The organism is Mucilaginibacter sp. AK015 (assembly GCF_014200785.1).
Taxonomy (GTDB): Bacteria; Bacteroidota; Bacteroidia; order Sphingobacteriales; family Sphingobacteriaceae; genus Mucilaginibacter.
The window spans coordinates 512,254-529,769 of the sequence record NZ_JACHCV010000001.1 but is presented as its reverse complement, the minus strand read 5'-3'; the positions used below and the strand labels follow the sequence as shown (position 1 = coordinate 529,769).

The window sequence follows — 17,516 nt, the reverse complement described above, 5'->3', positions numbered from 1 at the left end:
TTTATATGGATGTGTGTGAGTTTAGTTATGTTATTCAATTCGTCCGTATGCCTTATCAAGATCAACCCTGCTAACCAACGCGTCGTATAAGCTTTGGATATATGAGTTATCGGCATTTTCAAGCGCCGTTTGGGCCTGGGTAACTTCTATACTGGAGCCTACCCCCTGCTGGTATTTTATTTTTGATACCCTCAGCACTTCCTGCGCCAGCTCCTGGTTACGCTTTTGGTTATTTAATGATTGTAAACTGTTAAAGTAAATGATCTTAGCCTGATCGGCCTGCAAGGCTAACCCGTTTTTAAGGCTGTTTAAGCTGTTAATGTTTTTCTGAACGGTGATCTCTGATTGTTTAACCCTGTTGCTACGCTGCCCACCGCTAAAAATTGGTACGTTTAGCGTAAGGCCTATGTAGCTTGATGGAAAACTTGAACTGTAAAGGTCCTTAAAGCTGTTGTTTTGGTAAGAGAATGTGTAAGCTACATTAGCTTTTAACGTTGGCAAAAACTGCGCTTTCATCCGCTTAAGGTCAAATTGGCTTAACTTAAGGTTGGTTTCAAATAAACCATATTCAATACGTTTTTTATAGAAAGCTGTATCGGCTATAACTTCACCGGCATTTTCATCAAGCTTAATATCTGAAAGCCCATCTTTCAATGTTAAGTTATATTGTATAGGCATGCCGATCTGAAATTTGAGCAACTGATAGTTCAGCGCAAGCAAACGGATAGTGTTTTCGCGGGTGGTAACTAAGTTGTTGTATTGAACGGATATCCGGTCCACATCAATTTTCTCTACAAAACCCTGTTTGTTCTGTGCAGAGGTTTGGTCTAACTGCTGCTTTAACTGGGCGATATTGGCATCTAACAATTTAATTTGTTCGTTGCTTACCAAAACCTGGTAATAAGCCTTAGTAACATTTGCAATTACTTCGATCTTTGCACGCGTGTACGAACGGGTATAAAGCTCTTTATACGTTTTGCGGCCCTGTAAGCCGATAATATAACTTGGGTCGAACAAAAGCTGGCTGGCATTAACGCCCAGGTTAGACTGGTACTTTACGCCAAACTTTACGGGAATAAACGTACCTGCCGGCGCGCCAAAAAATTCACCGGGCAGCAGCGTGGTTGGTATTTTTAAATAGTCCTGAAAAGACGCCGTACCGTCTATCTGCGGAAAACCCTGGCCGATAATTTCTTTAACACGATAGTCTGCGCTCTTTACATCCAGGCCGGCATTCACAACCGAATCTTTGTGGGTAATAGCGTAATCTACGGCTTCCTGTACAGAAAAATTATAGGTTTGCGTCGCCGGTGGCTGCGCCTGCGAAAACCCTTGCAGGGCTCCTGTAAGTAATAATAGTAGGGTGAGTATTCGTTTCATTTTTTATGACAAGTGATATATGACAGATGCTTTGTTTGGTGTTGCAAAAAAACAGGGATGATTGACAACCGTATGTCAGCAGCGCCCCTTACGAATTAATTTAATTGCTGCGCATGTACATTTTTATATTGATCTAATAGTTCGTGCCCTTTAATGGTACAAATGCCATAGTTAAAATGCTCCAGCAATTGATACTGCACCCGCCAGGTACTAAATTGCGACACCGGGAATATTGATGCGTTAAAACCCATTTCTACCTGGTTAACGCGCATTTTCGCCAATATTCTAACGTCGATATCAGGCCTTATAAAGCCTTGCTGTATACCTTTGGTCAATAAATCTTCCAACGTTTTCACCAGCACCTCTGCTTTAAAGTTTTGAAACAGCGCCCATGCTTCCGGGTGATACTTCTGCAAATCGTGTATTACGATCGGGTTTATGCGCGAAAAAATGTCTTCCGAGCATTTCATCATGTTGATCATCTCTTCAATTACGTTGGCCGAGCTTTCTATGATACTATTTATCTGACATTCGTCGTCAACTAGCTTTTTTTTCACCAGCGCCATAACCAGGTCGTTTTTATCATTAAAAAAATGATAGATGGTTTTCTTTGACATACCCAGGTGCCTGGCTATATCGTCCATAGTTACGCTTTTTATACCTGCCTGTAAAAACAGGTCTTCACCGCCCTGAATAATTCTCTCTATTTGACCGTTTGACATTATGGGTCAAAACTAAGGAAACATTTTTAGATTTCAAAGTTTCCATTATAAATAAGTTTTTTCTTTTGATCATAACATTTGAAACTAGTGGAATTGGACAAAACCTTAGCTACCTGCCTGCAAATGATTATCTTTGCAAAAACTTAAACATGGAGTTAAATTCTCTTTCTGCAATATCCCCTATCGACGGCAGGTACCGTAATACCACTTCAGCCCTGGCTGCCTATTTCTCAGAATACGCCCTGATCAAATACAGGGTGTTTATTGAGGTGGAATATTTTATTGCCCTTTGCGATCATCCGCTACCCCAGTTACGTGATTTTGATAAAAATGCAACAGAAAAGTTACGGGATATCTATAAAAATTTTTCGGAGGCGGATGCCGCCGATATCAAAAACATCGAAAAAACCACTAATCATGATGTTAAGGCGGTGGAGTATTTTCTGAAAAAACAGTTTGATAGCCTCGGCCTTCAGGACTATAAAGAGTTTATCCACTTTGGTTTAACCTCTCAGGATATTAATAATACAGCCATACCCTATTCTTTTAAACTGGCCGTTAACGAGGTTTATCTGCCGGAAATCAACGGATTGGTTGATCTGCTAAAGAATTTTGCCAGGGAGTGGGACGCAGTGCCAATGCTGGCCCATACCCACGGACAACCAGCTTCGCCAACACGTTTAGGTAAAGAGATAAGCGTATTTGTAGAGCGCCTGGAAAACCAGCTGGCTTTACTGAAAGCCGTGCCTTACTCGGCTAAGTTTGGCGGTGCTACAGGTAACTTTAACGCCCATCACGTTGCATACCCTGAAATTGAGTGGAAGGCATTTGGCAACCATTTTATAAACGACATTTTGGGCCTGCACCGTTCGCAGTTTACTACCCAAATAGAGCACTACGATAATTTTGCCGCCCAGTGCGATGCGTTGAAACGCATCAACAATATCCTGATAGATCTTGACCGCGATATGTGGACCTACATATCCATGAACTTTTTTAAACAAAAGATAAAAGCCGGTGAAATAGGCTCGTCGGCTATGCCGCACAAGGTAAACCCCATTGACTTTGAGAACAGCGAGGGTAACCTGGGCATTGCTAACGCCTTGTTTGAACATTTGGCCGCAAAGCTGCCCATCTCCCGTTTGCAGCGCGATTTGACCGACTCTACCGTGTTACGCAATATTGGCGTGCCGGTGGCCCATACGCTTATCGCCATAAGATCAACCGTTAAGGGCTTAAATAAATTATTGCTGAATGAAGCTGCCATAAACGCCAGCCTGGAGGCGAACTGGGCGGTTGTTGCTGAGGCCATACAAACCATCCTTCGCCGCGAAGCATATCCAAACCCCTACGAAGCGTTAAAAGATCTTACCCGCACCAATATGCAGGTTAATGCCCAAACCATTGCCGGATTTGTAGATGCCCTAGATGTTAGCGATGCCGTTAAGAATGAGATAAAGGCGATTACGCCGCAAAATTATACGGGGATATAGTTTAGAAGTGCAGATGAAAACGTGCAAATATTTTGCACATCTAAAATTTGCACATTAGCGTACCTCTGTCAGTGCGGGGTAAAACTAAGAAGAACAGGCTTGAACAAGCAAAAACCTGTTTACATTTGTTAACTATAAAAATTAACACACATGAATATCAGCGTATATACCGAAGCAACACCTAACCCTGCAACCACCAAGTTTATTGTAAACAAGTTGCTTATAAACGGCAGCGTGGATTATCCTACCAGGGAGAGCGCCGAAAATTCGCCTTTTGCAAAGGAGTTATACAAGTTTTCGTTTGTTAATGGTGTATTTTTTGCCAGCAACTTCGTAACCGTTACCAAAACCGAAGGCAGCGAATGGCAAGATATTTTGCCTATACTAAAAGAATTTGTTAAAGGCGCCGTTGAAAGCGAACTGAAAGTGCAGATAATTGAACAGGAAACAGACGTTACGTTTGAAGGAACTGACACCGAGATCAAGATTCAGCAGATACTAAATGATTACGTACGCCCGGCCGTTGAGCAGGACGGCGGTGCTATCGCATACCGTTCGTTTGATGCAGGGGTGGTTACCGTTGAGCTTCGCGGCTCGTGCAGCGGCTGTCCGTCATCTACCATTACCTTAAAATCGGGTATCGAAAATTTACTTAAACGTATGGTGCCCGAAGTTACCGAAGTGGTTTCTGAAGCAATGTAATTTATATTTATAAGGATTGGTCGATGAGCATCGCATCGATCCGGCAAAGAACCGGTTTGAATAAATTCATACCGGTTCTTTTGTTTTAACAGGGCGTGATCTTCAGGGTTTTCCCATTGCAGAGAAAGAAGAATTGAGAAAAAAAACAAACGGGCGTGCGCCTACTTGTTATCGTTAAAATATCTCCTGATACATTCCAGCATCTCACCTGTTATTTTGCCGTTGGTGGCAAGCAGCTCGCGCGTTTTTAGCACTTCGGGGCCGCCGTTAAAGTTCACGATTTCGCCTCCTGCCTGTTGTACTATCACAATACCTGCCGCAATATCCCAGGGGTTTAAATTGTATTCGTAAAAAGCCTCGAAACGACCGGCGGCCGTATAAGCCAGGTCAACCGCGGCCGACCCTATGCGGCGCAGGCCATGGCATTTACGCATTAGCTCTGTAAATAAACTGATATATTGTTGCTGGTAAGTAAAATCGTAATATGGAAAACCCGTAGCAATCAAGCTGTCGGCAACGGCAGGTTTGTTACTTACCTTTATCTCGGCAGCATTGAGGTACGCAGGCGAATCCCGATGAGCGTAAAAACATTCGTCCTGGTTTATTTCGTAAACTACGCCTAAAACCAGTTTATCGTCGTCTTGCAATGCTATACTCACGGAGTAAGCCGGCAGCCCGTGTATAAAATTGGTAGTGCCGTCCAGCGGGTCAATTATCCAATTGTAGCGGTCGCCAATTTTGGTGCTCGTTTTTTCTTCGGTAATAAAGCCCGCTTCGGGCAGTATCAGTTCCAATCCCGCTACAATTTTTTGTTCAGCAGTTTTATCAACGTACGATACCAGGTCATTAAGGCCTTTGTATTCTATTTTATCCGCGTCAAAAGTTTTACGTTCGTGCCTGATGAATTGCCCGGCCTCTTTAGCCACATCAATTACCTGACTAATAACTGTGTTTAACTGCATAGTATTGATTTGGAATTAGGCGAAACTGATCTTAATTGGTGGCCCCGGTACGTTTATAGCGGTTTGCACTGTAATAGATAAGTGCCGAGCCGCCTAAAACCATAATTACCGAGATCATCTCGGCCTGGGTGAAGGATAGACCGCCAACCACATACCTGGTGTTAACTCGTATAAGTTCGATGCAAAAACGCTCCACACCTGCCATGATCATGTAAATACCAAACAATATGCCTGGCGCCTTAAACTTATGGCGCAATTGCCAAAGTACCAGAAATAACAGGATGCAAACAACAGATTCGTAGAAAGATGTAGGGTATACAGGTAGCTTTAATTCGTTACAAAATTTTCCGATGCAACCCGGAATATGATTATCGTGATCAGACATATCTACGTTATGCGGAAACTTGAAGCTCCACATCCAGTCGGGCAGCCAGCTGATAATGCCTGGCTTAGGGTTTAAGTTAGGTATCCCCCAGTCGCCGTCGCCAGCCATCTGGCAGCCTATACGGCCAACGCCATAGGCCAGCATCATACCCGGGCCTCCAATATCAAGCATAGTTAAGGGCTTAATGTTATGCTTACCCGCTATATACAAGGTTACCGCGCCCCCGCATATCAATCCGCCGTAAAAGGTTAAGCCACTAAAGCCTATCAGCATACCTACCGGGTCGCGCATAAATTCGCCCCAGTTTTCAAGCGCGTTAAACAATTTGGCCCCGGCAAAGCCGCAAATGGCCGCCCATAGTAATATGCTGCCCATTAACTCGTGCGTGTGTACGGTTACACGGCGCCTTTCGGGTTTAGGCAGCACCTGTTTTTTATTTTCATAATAAGCCCAATAAGCCATCAGCCCGGCCGCTATAATACCGCCCGCCCAGTTACCTTTTAAAGATAACAGGAAATCCTGAGGGTTATCTATCAACGCGCTGTAATGCAAAGCCGCATCAACCAGCTTAAAGCCTAATATAAACCCAAACACTGCATTACTTGCAATTTCGACCGGGGTGATAGGCGCCCCAACGGTTATCGTTTTTTCGAACGGGTGTATGTACCCTAATTTTTCGCGTCGTTTAAATTCCTGCGTAAATGCCCAATAGGCAGCCATAAACGCTATAGCCACAAAAAAACCAAATGTTTGTATAGGCAGCGGGATGTTAACGCCGGTAAAGTATTCAATAAGCGACGATAGGGTTGGGAACATATATAGGTGTTATGCTATTTAAATCACGTTTAGTCTGAAGTCGAAAGTATTAAGTTCTAAATGTAAATTATTCTTAGGACTTACGACTAAAGGCTTTTGACTTACCGCAGGTTTGTGCTGCGAATATAATAGTTAATGCACTAATATTTCTTCGCTTTCTGTTATTTCAACATCACCATCCGGTGAAATTGCCGTTAAATTAACGGCCTTAAGCTCGTTAACTAATACCGGATCATATTTAGCCTTTACCTTAACGTAGTTACGTGTAAAGCCGTGCATATAGCCGTCTTTGATATCGCCCTCAAAAAGCACCTCATCGGTTTTACCAAGTTGCGTTTCGTAAAAAGCACGGCGTTTCTTGTCAGACAGTATATGCAGCATTTTACTTCGGTCGGCACGGGCAGAGCCGGGCACAACACCGCTCATGTGTGCCGCGGGGGTGTTTTCGCGTTCGGAGTAGGTGAACACGTGCAGATACGAAATATCCAGGTCGTTCAAAAAATTATAGGTATCTATAAAATCCTCGCGTGTTTCGCCCGGGAAACCAACAATTACATCAACGCCAATACAGCAGTTCGGCATCAGTTCTTTTATTTTGGCAACGCGCTCGGTATAAAGTTCGCGCTTGTAGCGGCGGCGCATTAAACCCAGTATTTTGTTTGACCCGGACTGCAACGGAATGTGAAAATGCGGCACGAAGCGTTTTGAGGTGGCCACAAAGTCTATTATATCGTCGCTAAGCAGGTTTGGCTCTATGGACGATATGCGAATACGTTCGATACCTTCTACTTCGTCCAAAGCTTTAATAAGATCAAAAAAGCGGTCCTGCCGCTTACCCTCGCGGATACCGAAATCGCCAAGGTTCACCCCCGTTAACACAATTTCTTTTACACCTGATGCCGCTATCTCTTTTGCCTGCGCAATAACGTTTTCAATAGTATCGCTGCGGCTGCTTCCGCGGGCAAGCGGTATGGTGCAAAAAGTGCAGGAGTAATCGCAACCGTCCTGCACCTTCAGAAAGGTACGGGTACGGTCGCCAAAAGAATAGGATGGCACAAACTGGTTGGCATGCGTTACCGGCTGGTTCAAAACAACAGCCTTCGGTTTTTTGGTAAGATCGGTAATATGATCCACCAGCTGAAATTTTTCGGCGGCGCCCAAAACCATATCCACGCCGGGTATTTCGGCAATTTCTTTCGGTTTTAACTGCGCGTAGCAGCCTACAATGGTAATAAAGGCGTCGGGCGATATTTTCAGCGCCTCTTTAACTATCTTTTTGCACTTTTTATCGGCATTATCGGTTACCGAACAAGTGTTTATTACATATACGTTAGGGGTGTCGGTAAAATCTACTGTTTCAAAACCGGCGTTATTAAACATCCTCCCGATAGACGAGGTCTCCGAATAATTCAGCTTGCAGCCAAGTGTATAAAAAGCGACTTTCTTATTCATTTGCAAGCCGCAAAGATAAGATTTTTAGAGATTAGTTGATTAAAGGTTACAGATTGGTTGTTAACGGGAATGTAAAATCGGGATTTCAATACAAGTCGGAACTTGGCGAACAGTTTACCCAGCCCAATTACGCTACGCTGGTCGCCCCGCAAAGCGGGTATTCCCAACCTTCTTCCGCTTATGGAGAGAGTGTGGTCAAGCGAAGCAACGACCGGGTTAGTTAAATCGCGAAATAACGGGATGAAATTAGATCCCCTCCCACCGATAGCTCTCATTTTCCAGCCCTATCAGGTCTATCACGCGGTTTACTACCGTCATGGCCAGTTCTTCTACGGTTTTAGGTTTACTATAGTACGACGGTATGGCGGGGCAAATAATACCTCCTGCCTCGGTAACGGTTTGCATATTGCGAATATGGATCAGGTTTAGCGGCATATCGCGGGCTACCAGAATTAGTTTGCGGCGCTCTTTAAGTATCACATCGGCCGCTCGGGTTATCAGGTCGTCAGACACGCCGGATGCTATGCGGCCCAGCGTGCCCATTGAACATGGCACCACAACCATGGTATCGAACCGGGCAGAGCCTGAAGCGAACGGCGCCATAAAATCGTTTTTGGCGTATATCTTAAAAGGGTAATTGCCATGAGTAGTGTCCTCCAGTTCAAACTCCCATACCTGTTTGGCGTTGTCGCTCATTACCACGGCAACTTCTGCAATTTGCGTTTGCAAAACCTGCAGCTTATCCAGCAGTAATTTGGCGTAAACAGAACCGCTTGCCCCCGTAACGGCTACTACAATTTTCTTTTTCATTATGCTTAGTTGAACAAAGTAAGGGATAAAAAGTTAGGGGCACAAAAAAGGGTCGAATAACTTGTACCCGACCCTACATCTACCTATGAAAAACATGCCCTTTGAGCGGGCAATACAAATATAACAACAGTTTATTAATTATTAAACAATTTGTTAAAATATATTTAACGGGCTGTATTGTAGTTTTTTTCGATCAAAGTTTGGATAATTCCATCAACCATACCTACCGTTGGCACATAAATGCTTTTGATATTGGCACATTTCAGCACGGTTAAATAAATTTCGCACGCGGGTATAATAACATCCGCCCTATCCTGGTTCAATCCCAGCACGTTTATACGGTCTTTAAGCGAAAAAGAATTAAGGTAGTTATACAACGCCCGCAGCTTAACATAACTCATGGGTACGTTATCTTTTTCCTGCGATAGTTTGTACAGTTTATTGATATTGCCGCCGGTGCCAATGCCATAAATGGTTTTTAACCCGCGCGTATGCTCGCGTAAAAAATCCTTCATCTCGTTCCAGGTTTCGTCCTTGTCCTGGTTATCCAATATGCGGATGGTTCCGAGGTTGAACGATTGCGAAGCCAGCAATTCGCCGTTGCTGAACAAGGAAAGTTCGGTACTGCCGCCGCCTACATCAATATACAGGTAGTTTTTACTTTTATCGATGTTTACCTCGGCATGGCTGGCGTATATGATCTTGGCTTCGCTTTCGCCATGCACTATCTGCAGATCGATGCCTGCTTCGGCCAATATCCTGTCGGCTACCTCCTGTCCGTTCAGGGCTTCGCGCATAGCCGATGTTGCGCAGGCCATATAATCGGTAACACGATAAACATCCATCAGGTTACGAAACGCCTGCATGGATTTAATGAGGTCGGTTGCTTTATTGTCTGATATTTTTTTTTGCAGGAAGGCATCGTCGCCCAACCTCACGGGCACACGTATCAGCGTAATTTTTTTAAAGGATACCGAATCGTTATTTTCGATGATCCCGGCTATCAGCAGCCTTACAGCGTTCGATCCTACATCAATGGCGGCGTATCTCAATTTGTGTTTTTATTTTTTAAGTAGTTGTAAATATCTATCTGGGCGCGTGTCAACAGTTCCGATTTGGTTTTATGGTAACGGTTAACACTGTTGCCGGTAATGTCTCTTGCCTTAGTGTTATCATCCAGTTGTATCTCGATAATGTCCCTTATCTCGCGGCGCAGGTCGTCATCAAATACCGGGAAACCAACTTCAACACGGTTATCAATGTTACGGGTCATGAAATCGGCACTGGTTAGGTAAATAAGCTCTTTGCCACCGTTGCAAAAAACATGCACACGGGCATGCTCCAGATATTTATCTACAATGCTTATTACCTCAATGTTTTCGCTGAAACCTTTCTGTCCGGCTATAAGGCAGCACATGCCCCTTACAATAAGCTTTATTTTTACGCCCGCGTTGCTGGCCTGATACAGTTTGCCTATCAGTTGTTCGTCGGCAAGGCTGTTCATCTTAAGTATCATGTAAGCTTTTTTGCCTGCCCTGGCCATTTTTATTTCATTATCTATCAGTTCATAGATGGCGGGGCGCGAATCAATGGGCGATACGATGAGCGTTTTCAGCCCTTTGGGCAATGTATTCCGGTTAAGGGCTTTAAATATGGCTAACAGATCGACCGCTATTTTTTTATTCGCAGTAAGAATGGTATGGTCGGCGTATATGGCTGCCGTTTTTTCGTTAAAGTTACCGGTAGACAGGCATGAATAATAAACAGGCTTGCCCTTTTCCATCCGGGTTACCATGCAAATTTTTGAATGCACTTTATAACCGTCGATACCATACAGCACCTTCACACCTTCTTCTTCCAGCCGGTTGCTCCAGTAAATGTTGTTCTGTTCATCAAACCTGGCGCGAAGCTCTATCAGGCAGTTCACCTTTTTGCCGTTCTTGGCCGCGTTTATTAAAGCGTGGATGATCTTGGAATTTTCGGCAAGGCGATAAAGCGTGATGTTTATTTCTTTAACCCGTGGGTCTATCGCGGCCTCGCGTAAAAAGTGAATGATATAATCAAAAGATTGGTAAGGCGTACTGATCAGAAAATCCTTTTTAGCTATCGTCCCCATTAAGCTTTTGCCAAACGAAAGACCGGCAACAGGCAAGGGCATGTTCTTTTTATATTCCAGATCGGGCCGGCCCACGTTAGGGAACGATATAAAATTTTTAAAGCTATGGTACCTGTTGCCGGGAATTAAGCTACCCCGCGATACCTTCATTTTTTTAACCAGGTAGCTTATCATTTCGAGCGGCATTTCGCTATCATATAATAAACGCATTGGCTTGCCTTTGCGGCGTTTTTGCAGGCTTTTTGCAAGCGCGTCAACAAACTTTACGCTCACCTCTTTATCCAGATCAAGTTCCGCGTCGCGCGTTAGCTGCAGCGAATAAGCTTCTATCGAATCGTGATCGAAAATGAAGAAGATATCTTCCAGACAGTACCTGATGATATCGTCAAGCAGGATGATAAATTTCAGGTCATTTGTTTCGGGCAATACCAAAAATCGCGAAAGATTATCGGGAAATTCGATAAGCGCGTAACGTGATTTTTTATTTTTAGTAAGTTTTACAAAAAAGTAGATCGCCCGGTCGCGCAGTTCGGGCAGCGGCAGTGCGTCATCAAGCATAATGGGCACCAGGGTAGATAGCAGCCGCTCCCTGAAGAAACTTTTAACAAACTCACCCCGAGTTACGTTAAGTTGCTTATCATTCAGGATGAATATCTTTTCTTCGGCCAGTTGCTTAACAATGATGTTCTCGTACAGGTTATGAAACTTCTTTTCCTGTTTTACAACAATGGTTTTTATCTGGCTAAGTATCTTTTTAGGATTGTAACCTAAAATTTCTTTGGCTTTTTCGTTCAGGTTGGCCAGCCGGCTAAGCGTAGCTACACGAACGCGGTAAAATTCGTCGAGGTTTGAGGAAAATATGGCCATGAATTTTATTCTTTCAATAAGGGGCACGGTTGGGTCGGCGGCTTCCTGTAAAACCCTGTCGTTAAAGTACAACCAGCTTATCTCCCTGTTTATTAAAGGAATATTTTTAGTATCCATATAGCTATAGTGGCAAAACTGCTTATTTATTTGTTAAGTTAATATTAACTTATTGCCATTTTAAGATGTTTTAAATATTAAATTTAATATTGCGCTATATACGGGGTAACAAAAGTTACCTTAGCTTTGCATTAACCACAAAAACTACATTATGCCTTCATTTGATATCGTAAGCAAGATAGACGGCCAAACGCTCGACAATGCTATCAACACTGCAAAAAAAGAAATTTTGAACCGTTACGATTTTAACGGGTCTAAAAGCTCCATCGATCTTGATAAAAAAACGAACGAGGTTACCATTGTTACCGAAAACGAAATGCGGCTTAAAGCTATTACCGATGCTATTATCAGCCGCATGGTAAAGCAAGGCCTTGACCCCAAGGCCCTTGATTTTGGCAAGGAGGAATACGCATCGGGCAATATGATACGTAAGGAAATTAAAATAAAAGAGGGCCTTGATAAAGAAGCCGCTAAAAAGGTGGTAAAAAAAATTAAGGATAGCGGTATGAAGGTGGAAGCGTCTATAATGAACGACCAGGTGCGTGTTACCGCCAAAAAAATAGACGACCTGCAGGCGGTTATCAGCCTTTGCCGTACTCAGGACTTTGGCCAGCCACTACAGTATATTAATATGCGCAATTAAGGTAAACCGTATATGATTACAGATACGCTTAGAAAACTTATCATCCGCGATCTTGAAACTTTAAAACTTGAGATACAAGCTTACCAAAACGAAGAAAAGCTTTGGTATATCGAAAAAGGCATACTTAATTCGACGGGCAACCTTTGTTTACATTTGGTTGGCAACCTTAATACCTATTTTGGCGCCGATTTTGGCAAATCAGGCTATATACGAAACCGTCCTGATGAATTTTCGCTTAAAAATATTCCACGCGCAGAATTGGTAGATAAAATAGACCAGGCGATTGTTATGATCGGAAATACTTTAAATGCCATAACTGAAGAACAACTGTCCGAAATCTCAACAGCAGGGAATTTTTCAACAGATGTTACGAACGAATACTTCTTTGTTCACCTTGCCACGCATTTAAGTTACCATTTGGGCCAGGTGAATTATCACCGCCGGCTGCTGGATAATTAGTTGTTTTTCTGAGGTTATAGAGCACAAAAGGCCGCTTCCAACTATAGAAGCGGCCTTTTTAACTAAACCAACTTATGAAAACACTTTTATTTTTTCTTCCAGCTATAAACTTATTTTACAGCTATTTCTCTTGATTGAAATTTAGCTTCTTCACGTTTTGCTACGGTTAACGTTAAGATACCATCGGTGTAATCCGCTTCAATTTTTGAGTGGTCAACACTATCAGGTAAGGTAAATGATCTTACAAAAGAGTTGTAGCTATACTCGCGTTTGCTGTATTTTTTTGTATCGGCAGTTTCGCCTGTTTTCTTTTCGGCGGCAACTGTCAAAATATTTTTGTCCAGGTTTATTTTAAAGTCTTCTTTCTTTAAGCCGGGTACAGCCAATTCAATATGAAACTCGTTATCGTTTTCGGCAATGTTTACGGCGGGTATACGGGCAACCAATTTATCACCGATGAACGAATCATTCAGTAACGAATCGAAAACATCGTTAAAAAAAGGATGAGCGTTGTTTTTAAGGCCGTTGTTAAATTTTACTAATGTCATGGTTTTATATCTCCTTTAAATTTTGTTTTTGTTAATTTGCATAAAGATGGTCAACTGTTGTACCAACAGATCGAATCCTAATTTTGCAAGACAAAATGTCGGCAATATCATTTTCTTACAGACAAATTGTCGCTAATGGCTGAAAAACTATCCGATTATAAATACAAAACAGATATCGCTATCCGCTTTTCGGATATCGATGCGCGCGGGCACGTCAACAACGCGGTGTATTTAACTTATTTTGAAATAGGCCGGTTTAATTATTGGCGCGACGTTGCCAGGTGGGACTTAAAGGATATCGGCATTGTTATCGGCCGGTCGGAAATAAATTACTTAAAGCCCGTTACCATTGATGATACGCTTGTTTGTTACGTGCGGGTAACCCGCATAGGCAACAGCAGTTTTGATATTATGCACCTGTTAGTTAAAACAAATGATAAAGGCAGCGAGATTTGCACCACCTGCAAAACGGTGTGCATAAGTTATGATTATGCTAATAACAGATCTATCCCTATCCCCAGAGAGGGCCGTAGTAACATGATCAATTATGACGAGCCGGGATTGATTTTGAATACGAATTAGTCGCCCTGTTATCAAATAGCAAAAGTTCTGTCTGACAAATGCTTATCGGCGATGCTTCACGCCCCGCGGCAGATCATTTATTTTAATTAAATATCTTTCCCGGGTTTAATATCCCATTAGGATCAAACACCTGTTTAATACCCCTCCATATGGCGAAATGCAGTGGCGTATATTTAAGGTGCATAAAATTCTTTTGCACCAGCCCGATGCCGTGCTCGCCGGATAAAGTCCCGCCTAAACCCACGGTAAGTTCAAATATTTCGGTGATCCCGTCTTTTAACTTGTTGTTCCAATCATCATCGCTCATGCCGGCTTTAATAATATTTACATGGAGGTTGCCATCGCCGGCATGGCCGTAACAAACCGATTCAAAGCCGTATTTGCTGCCTATTTCTTTGATACCCTTTATTAGCTGCGGCAACGCAGCGCGTGGCACCACGGTATCTTCCTCCTTGTAAATCGAGTTGGATTTCACCGACACGGCCATCGTTCGCCTGATGCGCCAAAGCTCCTCCTTCTGTGCCGATGTGTCTGCAAAAAGCACATCCTGGCAATTGTGCTGCTCCAAAACCTGGTTTATCTTTTCGCAATCAGCAAATATCACGTCCTGGTTGCTGCCATCCGCCTCAATGAGTAGAAACGCCCCTATCCCATCCTTCAGGTCGAAAGCAATGCCATCATGCTCTATTACCCATTCAATACCCTTACGCTCCATAAATTCCAGGCCCGATGGTACCACCCCTGCCGTGAATATGGCGGATACCGCCGCGCACGCGTCCTCGTTGGTAGGAAATGACGCCAGCATCAGCGCGTCCATAGTTGGCCGGGGTATCAGCTTGGTTACAATTTTGGTAACAATACCCAAAGTACCTTCGCTGCCTATCAGCAATTGTGTTAGGTTATACCCCGACGCATATTTCAGGGTATTGGCTCCTGTCCATATCACCTCGCCGGTGGGCAATACTACTTCCAGGTTCAGCACATACTCGCGTATCGTACCATATTTTACAACGCGCGGCCCGCCGCTGCAATTAGCTACGTTTCCACCAATATAACAGCTGCCCTTACTAGCCGGGTCAACCGGGTAAAGCAGGCCTTTCTCGGCAACGGCATTCATAAATATTTCAGTAATTACACCCGGTTCTACAGTGGCCTGCAGGTTTTGCTCGTCTATATCCAATATACGGTTAAAGCGCTCAGTAGAAATCAGTACGCCCCCATTTATAGGTAAAGCGCCTCCGGCCAAACCCGTTCCGGCACCACGCGGCGTAACCGGGATCAGGTTTGTATTACAAAGCTTCATCAGTGCAGAAACCTGCGCCGTTGTTTGCGGCTTCACCACCACTTCGGGGTAGTAAACCAGATCTTCTGTTTCGTCGTGGCTATAATTTTCAATGTCGGCGGTCGATGTCAGGACAGCATCTGCGCCAACTATGTTTTTAAGTTGTATAAGTATATCCCCGGTAATTTTATTATAGGTCATGATGACTTTACTTTTGGTAGCTGAGCGTAATAACTGATTGTTTGATAGGGCCGGTAAAAGGCGGGTTCTGCTTTTTAATGGTCACCTCGGCCATTGTTATAAAAGTAAACTCCGTTTTAACCCGGTTAAGTATGGCCTGGGCAACAGTTTCTATAACTTTGCGGGTTTCCTTCATTTCCTGGTCAATTATCGCATATAATACCTCGTAATTTACCGTATTGCTCAGGTTGTCTTGCGCTACATCAATATCGGCCATAAAGCCAACCTGCACATCTACCAAAAACTGTGTGCCTGTCAGTTGCTCTTCGCGGTAAAAACCATGGTAAGCGTAAAATTCGGCACCCTCTAACGCTACTTTTATCATGTTTCAAAAGTAAGGGAATATTTGAAGGTTTAAAATTGACCGCAGGCTATTTTACTCACTCCGACTACGCTGCGCTGGTCGGCTCTCTCTGCTGCGCAAAGAGGGTAAAGTAGCCATCTTATTTTTCACCTTCTTTACACAGCAGAGATGGTCGCGCGCTGTATTACTCAGTGTGAGTTTTATCAACCAGCCGATTATTTACTCTCTCAGTCAAGATTATTAAAAAAAGTTTCACCACAAAAATCGGCTTTAAACCGTTTAAACCTATTTTTTGACATAAAGTGCCTTGCGGTATTCAAAAACAACGATTTGGGCTTCGTTTAACTGGCATTTAATGCTCTATATTTGACCAACCAATTTATAACGATATGGCTAAGACCGACCTTTACGAAGCACCGGATTACTATCTTTTAGACGAACTTTTAAGCGAAGAACATAAACTGATTCGTGCCAGCGTGCGCGATTGGGTAAAGAAAGAAATAAGCCCGGTTATTGAGGATTATGCCCAAAGGGCCGAATTCCCCAGGCACCTTTTAAAAGGCCTGGCCGAAATAGGCGCTTTTGGTCCAACCATCCCGGTGGAGTATGGCGGCGCGGGGCTTGATTATATGGCCTATGGCATTATTATGCAGGAAATTGAGCGTGGCGATTCGGGTATACGCTCAACTGCCTCGGTTCAGGGATCGCTGGTAATGTACCCTATTTTTGCTTATGGCAGCGAAGAACAAAAACATAAATACCTGCCTAAACTTGCTGCCGGCGAACTAATGGGCTGCTTTGGGTTGACCGAGCCTGATCATGGATCGAACCCGGGCGGAATGGTTACCAATATAAAGGATGCCGGCGACCATTACGTGCTTAACGGCGCTAAAATGTGGATCTCCAACTCGCCCTTTGCAGACATTGCCATTGTTTGGGCTAAGGACGAAAGCGGCAAGATACGCGGGCTGATAGTTGAGCGCGGCATGGAGGGTTTTTCGACCCCCGAAACCCATAACAAATGGTCGTTACGCGCGTCGGCAACCGGCGAATTGGTTTTTGACAACGTAAAGGTGCCTAAAGAGAATATATTGCCGAACGTATCGGGATTAAAGGGTCCGCTGGGTTGCCTTAACCAGGCGCGCTATGGCATAGCCTGGGGGGCGTTAGGCGCTGCGATGGATTGCTATGATACTGCCCTGCGTTATGCAAAAGAGCGTGTGCAGTTTGGCCGACCTATAGGCGGGTTTCAGCTTCAACAAAAAAAAATTGCTGAAATGATAACCGAAATAACAAAGGGACAATTGTTGGTTTGGCGCCTGGCTACCCTTAAAAATGAAGGCCGGGCTACAGCGGCGCAAATATCTATGGCAAAACGCAACAGTGTTGAAGTAGCCATAACTATAGCGCGAGAGGCCCGCCAGATGCTGGGCGGAATGGGTATCACCGGCGAATATCCTATAATGCGACATATGATGAACCTTGAGTCGGTAATTACGTATGAGGGTACACATGACATTCACCTGTTAATCACTGGGATGGATGTAACCGGCGAAAATGCTTTTAAGTAACACTTACAGAAAAAAAATATACGGTAAGTAGCAAAGAAGTACTTCGTGCTTATTATATTTGTTGT

The 17,516-nt window shown here is 43.7% G+C and carries 17 protein-coding genes; 6 read left to right on the top strand and 11 right to left on the bottom strand.

The window, feature by feature from the left end; all coding sequences use genetic code 11:
- Positions 1 to 30: 30 nt before the first annotated feature.
- Positions 31 to 1,380 carry a TolC family protein gene (locus HDC91_RS02215; RefSeq protein WP_183548068.1) on the bottom strand — a complete coding sequence of 450 codons (1,350 nt, stop codon included), beginning with the start codon at positions 1,378 to 1,380 and terminating at the stop codon, positions 31 to 33.
- A 95-nt stretch (positions 1,381 to 1,475) separates the two neighbouring features.
- A complete protein-coding gene (locus HDC91_RS02210; RefSeq protein WP_183548066.1) occupies positions 1,476 to 2,102 on the bottom strand; it encodes a TetR/AcrR family transcriptional regulator in 627 nt (208 codons plus the stop codon).
- 149 nt (positions 2,103 to 2,251) lie between these two features.
- On the opposite strand from HDC91_RS02210, the gene purB reads away from it, so the two are divergent.
- Together purB and HDC91_RS02200 are read left to right on the top strand one after the other, a co-directional pair.
- On the top strand, positions 2,252 to 3,595 hold the full coding sequence (gene purB / locus HDC91_RS02205; protein WP_183548064.1) for an adenylosuccinate lyase: 1,344 nt from the start codon (positions 2,252 to 2,254) through the stop codon (positions 3,593 to 3,595).
- Positions 3,596 to 3,745: 150 nt separating this feature from the next.
- Positions 3,746 to 4,297, top strand: a complete 552-nt coding sequence (locus HDC91_RS02200; protein ID WP_183548063.1) for a NifU family protein — start codon at positions 3,746 to 3,748, stop codon at positions 4,295 to 4,297.
- Positions 4,298 to 4,458: 161 nt separating this feature from the next.
- Here the strand turns inward: HDC91_RS02200 and HDC91_RS02195 are convergent, their stop codons facing one another.
- The 6 genes from HDC91_RS02195 to ppk1 form a co-directional block, all read right to left on the bottom strand.
- Positions 4,459 to 5,259: an inositol monophosphatase family protein gene (locus tag HDC91_RS02195; RefSeq protein ID WP_183548062.1), complete on the bottom strand. Its 801-nt coding sequence runs from the start codon at positions 5,257 to 5,259 to the stop codon at positions 4,459 to 4,461.
- Positions 5,260 to 5,290: 31 nt separating this feature from the next.
- The gene (locus HDC91_RS02190; protein ID WP_183548061.1) at positions 5,291 to 6,460 is read right to left on the bottom strand and encodes a prolipoprotein diacylglyceryl transferase; all 1,170 of its coding nucleotides are present in this window, start codon (positions 6,458 to 6,460) and stop codon (positions 5,291 to 5,293) included.
- Between the two features lie 132 nt (positions 6,461 to 6,592).
- Entirely contained in the window at positions 6,593 to 7,912 is a 1,320-nt protein-coding gene (mtaB, locus tag HDC91_RS02185) for a tRNA (N(6)-L-threonylcarbamoyladenosine(37)-C(2))-methylthiotransferase MtaB (protein WP_183548060.1), read from the bottom strand.
- 246 nt (positions 7,913 to 8,158) lie between these two features.
- Positions 8,159 to 8,722: a UbiX family flavin prenyltransferase gene (locus HDC91_RS02180; RefSeq protein WP_183548059.1), complete on the bottom strand. Its 564-nt coding sequence runs from the start codon at positions 8,720 to 8,722 to the stop codon at positions 8,159 to 8,161.
- Positions 8,723 to 8,886: 164 nt separating this feature from the next.
- Positions 8,887 to 9,774 (bottom strand): ethanolamine ammonia-lyase reactivating factor EutA, encoded by an 888-nt coding sequence (locus HDC91_RS02175; RefSeq protein ID WP_183548058.1) that lies wholly within the window; start codon positions 9,772 to 9,774, stop codon positions 8,887 to 8,889.
- Positions 9,771 to 11,822 (bottom strand): polyphosphate kinase 1, encoded by a 2,052-nt coding sequence (gene ppk1, locus HDC91_RS02170; RefSeq protein ID WP_183548056.1) that lies wholly within the window; start codon positions 11,820 to 11,822, stop codon positions 9,771 to 9,773. The genes HDC91_RS02175 and ppk1 overlap by 4 nt, the downstream gene beginning before the upstream one ends.
- A gap of 151 nt (positions 11,823 to 11,973) precedes the next feature.
- On the opposite strand from ppk1, the gene HDC91_RS02165 reads away from it, so the two are divergent.
- A complete protein-coding gene (locus HDC91_RS02165) occupies positions 11,974 to 12,465 on the top strand; it encodes a YajQ family cyclic di-GMP-binding protein (protein WP_162432440.1) in 492 nt (163 codons plus the stop codon).
- 12 nt (positions 12,466 to 12,477) lie between these two features.
- Positions 12,478 to 12,924, top strand: coding sequence for a DinB family protein (locus HDC91_RS02160; protein ID WP_183548054.1), 447 nt, complete (start codon positions 12,478 to 12,480; stop codon positions 12,922 to 12,924).
- A gap of 110 nt (positions 12,925 to 13,034) precedes the next feature.
- Here the strand turns inward: HDC91_RS02160 and HDC91_RS02155 are convergent, their stop codons facing one another.
- A complete protein-coding gene (locus HDC91_RS02155) occupies positions 13,035 to 13,472 on the bottom strand; it encodes an Hsp20/alpha crystallin family protein (RefSeq protein WP_183548052.1) in 438 nt (145 codons plus the stop codon).
- Between the two features lie 135 nt (positions 13,473 to 13,607).
- Here HDC91_RS02155 and HDC91_RS02150 point away from each other — a divergent pair, with 135 nt between their 5' ends.
- Positions 13,608 to 14,054, top strand: a complete 447-nt coding sequence (locus tag HDC91_RS02150) for a thioesterase family protein (protein WP_183548050.1) — start codon at positions 13,608 to 13,610, stop codon at positions 14,052 to 14,054.
- Between the two features lie 82 nt (positions 14,055 to 14,136).
- On the opposite strand, the gene HDC91_RS02145 is transcribed toward HDC91_RS02150, so the two are convergent.
- Entirely contained in the window at positions 14,137 to 15,537 is a 1,401-nt protein-coding gene (locus HDC91_RS02145; RefSeq protein ID WP_183548048.1) for an FAD-binding oxidoreductase, read from the bottom strand.
- Between the two features lie 7 nt (positions 15,538 to 15,544).
- On the bottom strand, positions 15,545 to 15,901 hold the full coding sequence (gene folB / locus HDC91_RS02140) for a dihydroneopterin aldolase (RefSeq protein WP_183548046.1): 357 nt from the start codon (positions 15,899 to 15,901) through the stop codon (positions 15,545 to 15,547).
- Between the two features lie 368 nt (positions 15,902 to 16,269).
- On the opposite strand from folB, the gene HDC91_RS02135 reads away from it, so the two are divergent.
- Positions 16,270 to 17,451 (top strand): acyl-CoA dehydrogenase family protein, encoded by a 1,182-nt coding sequence (locus tag HDC91_RS02135; protein ID WP_183548044.1) that lies wholly within the window; start codon positions 16,270 to 16,272, stop codon positions 17,449 to 17,451.
- The last annotated feature ends 65 nt before the right edge of the window (positions 17,452 to 17,516 follow it).

What these genes read in the sequence shown, in the direction of transcription:
- HDC91_RS02215 (WP_183548068.1), bottom strand. Translation starts at nt 1,380, where the DNA reads ATGAAACGAATACTCACCCTACTATTATTACTTACAGGAGCCCTGCAA.
- HDC91_RS02210 (WP_183548066.1), bottom strand. Translation starts at nt 2,102, where the DNA reads ATGTCAAACGGTCAAATAGAGAGAATTATTCAGGGCGGTGAAGACCTG.
- purB (WP_183548064.1), top strand. Translation starts at nt 2,252, where the DNA reads ATGGAGTTAAATTCTCTTTCTGCAATATCCCCTATCGACGGCAGGTAC.
- HDC91_RS02200 (WP_183548063.1), top strand. Translation starts at nt 3,746, where the DNA reads ATGAATATCAGCGTATATACCGAAGCAACACCTAACCCTGCAACCACC.
- HDC91_RS02195 (WP_183548062.1), bottom strand. Translation starts at nt 5,259, where the DNA reads ATGCAGTTAAACACAGTTATTAGTCAGGTAATTGATGTGGCTAAAGAG.
- HDC91_RS02190 (WP_183548061.1), bottom strand. Translation starts at nt 6,460, where the DNA reads ATGTTCCCAACCCTATCGTCGCTTATTGAATACTTTACCGGCGTTAAC.
- mtaB (WP_183548060.1), bottom strand. Translation starts at nt 7,912, where the DNA reads ATGAATAAGAAAGTCGCTTTTTATACACTTGGCTGCAAGCTGAATTAT.
- HDC91_RS02180 (WP_183548059.1), bottom strand. Translation starts at nt 8,722, where the DNA reads ATGAAAAAGAAAATTGTAGTAGCCGTTACGGGGGCAAGCGGTTCTGTT.
- ppk1 (WP_183548056.1), bottom strand. Translation starts at nt 11,822, where the DNA reads ATGGATACTAAAAATATTCCTTTAATAAACAGGGAGATAAGCTGGTTG.
- HDC91_RS02165 (WP_162432440.1), top strand. Translation starts at nt 11,974, where the DNA reads ATGCCTTCATTTGATATCGTAAGCAAGATAGACGGCCAAACGCTCGAC.
- HDC91_RS02160 (WP_183548054.1), top strand. Translation starts at nt 12,478, where the DNA reads ATGATTACAGATACGCTTAGAAAACTTATCATCCGCGATCTTGAAACT.
- HDC91_RS02155 (WP_183548052.1), bottom strand. Translation starts at nt 13,472, where the DNA reads ATGACATTAGTAAAATTTAACAACGGCCTTAAAAACAACGCTCATCCT.
- HDC91_RS02150 (WP_183548050.1), top strand. Translation starts at nt 13,608, where the DNA reads ATGGCTGAAAAACTATCCGATTATAAATACAAAACAGATATCGCTATC.
- HDC91_RS02145 (WP_183548048.1), bottom strand. Translation starts at nt 15,537, where the DNA reads ATGACCTATAATAAAATTACCGGGGATATACTTATACAACTTAAAAAC.
- folB (WP_183548046.1), bottom strand. Translation starts at nt 15,901, where the DNA reads ATGATAAAAGTAGCGTTAGAGGGTGCCGAATTTTACGCTTACCATGGT.
- HDC91_RS02135 (WP_183548044.1), top strand. Translation starts at nt 16,270, where the DNA reads ATGGCTAAGACCGACCTTTACGAAGCACCGGATTACTATCTTTTAGAC.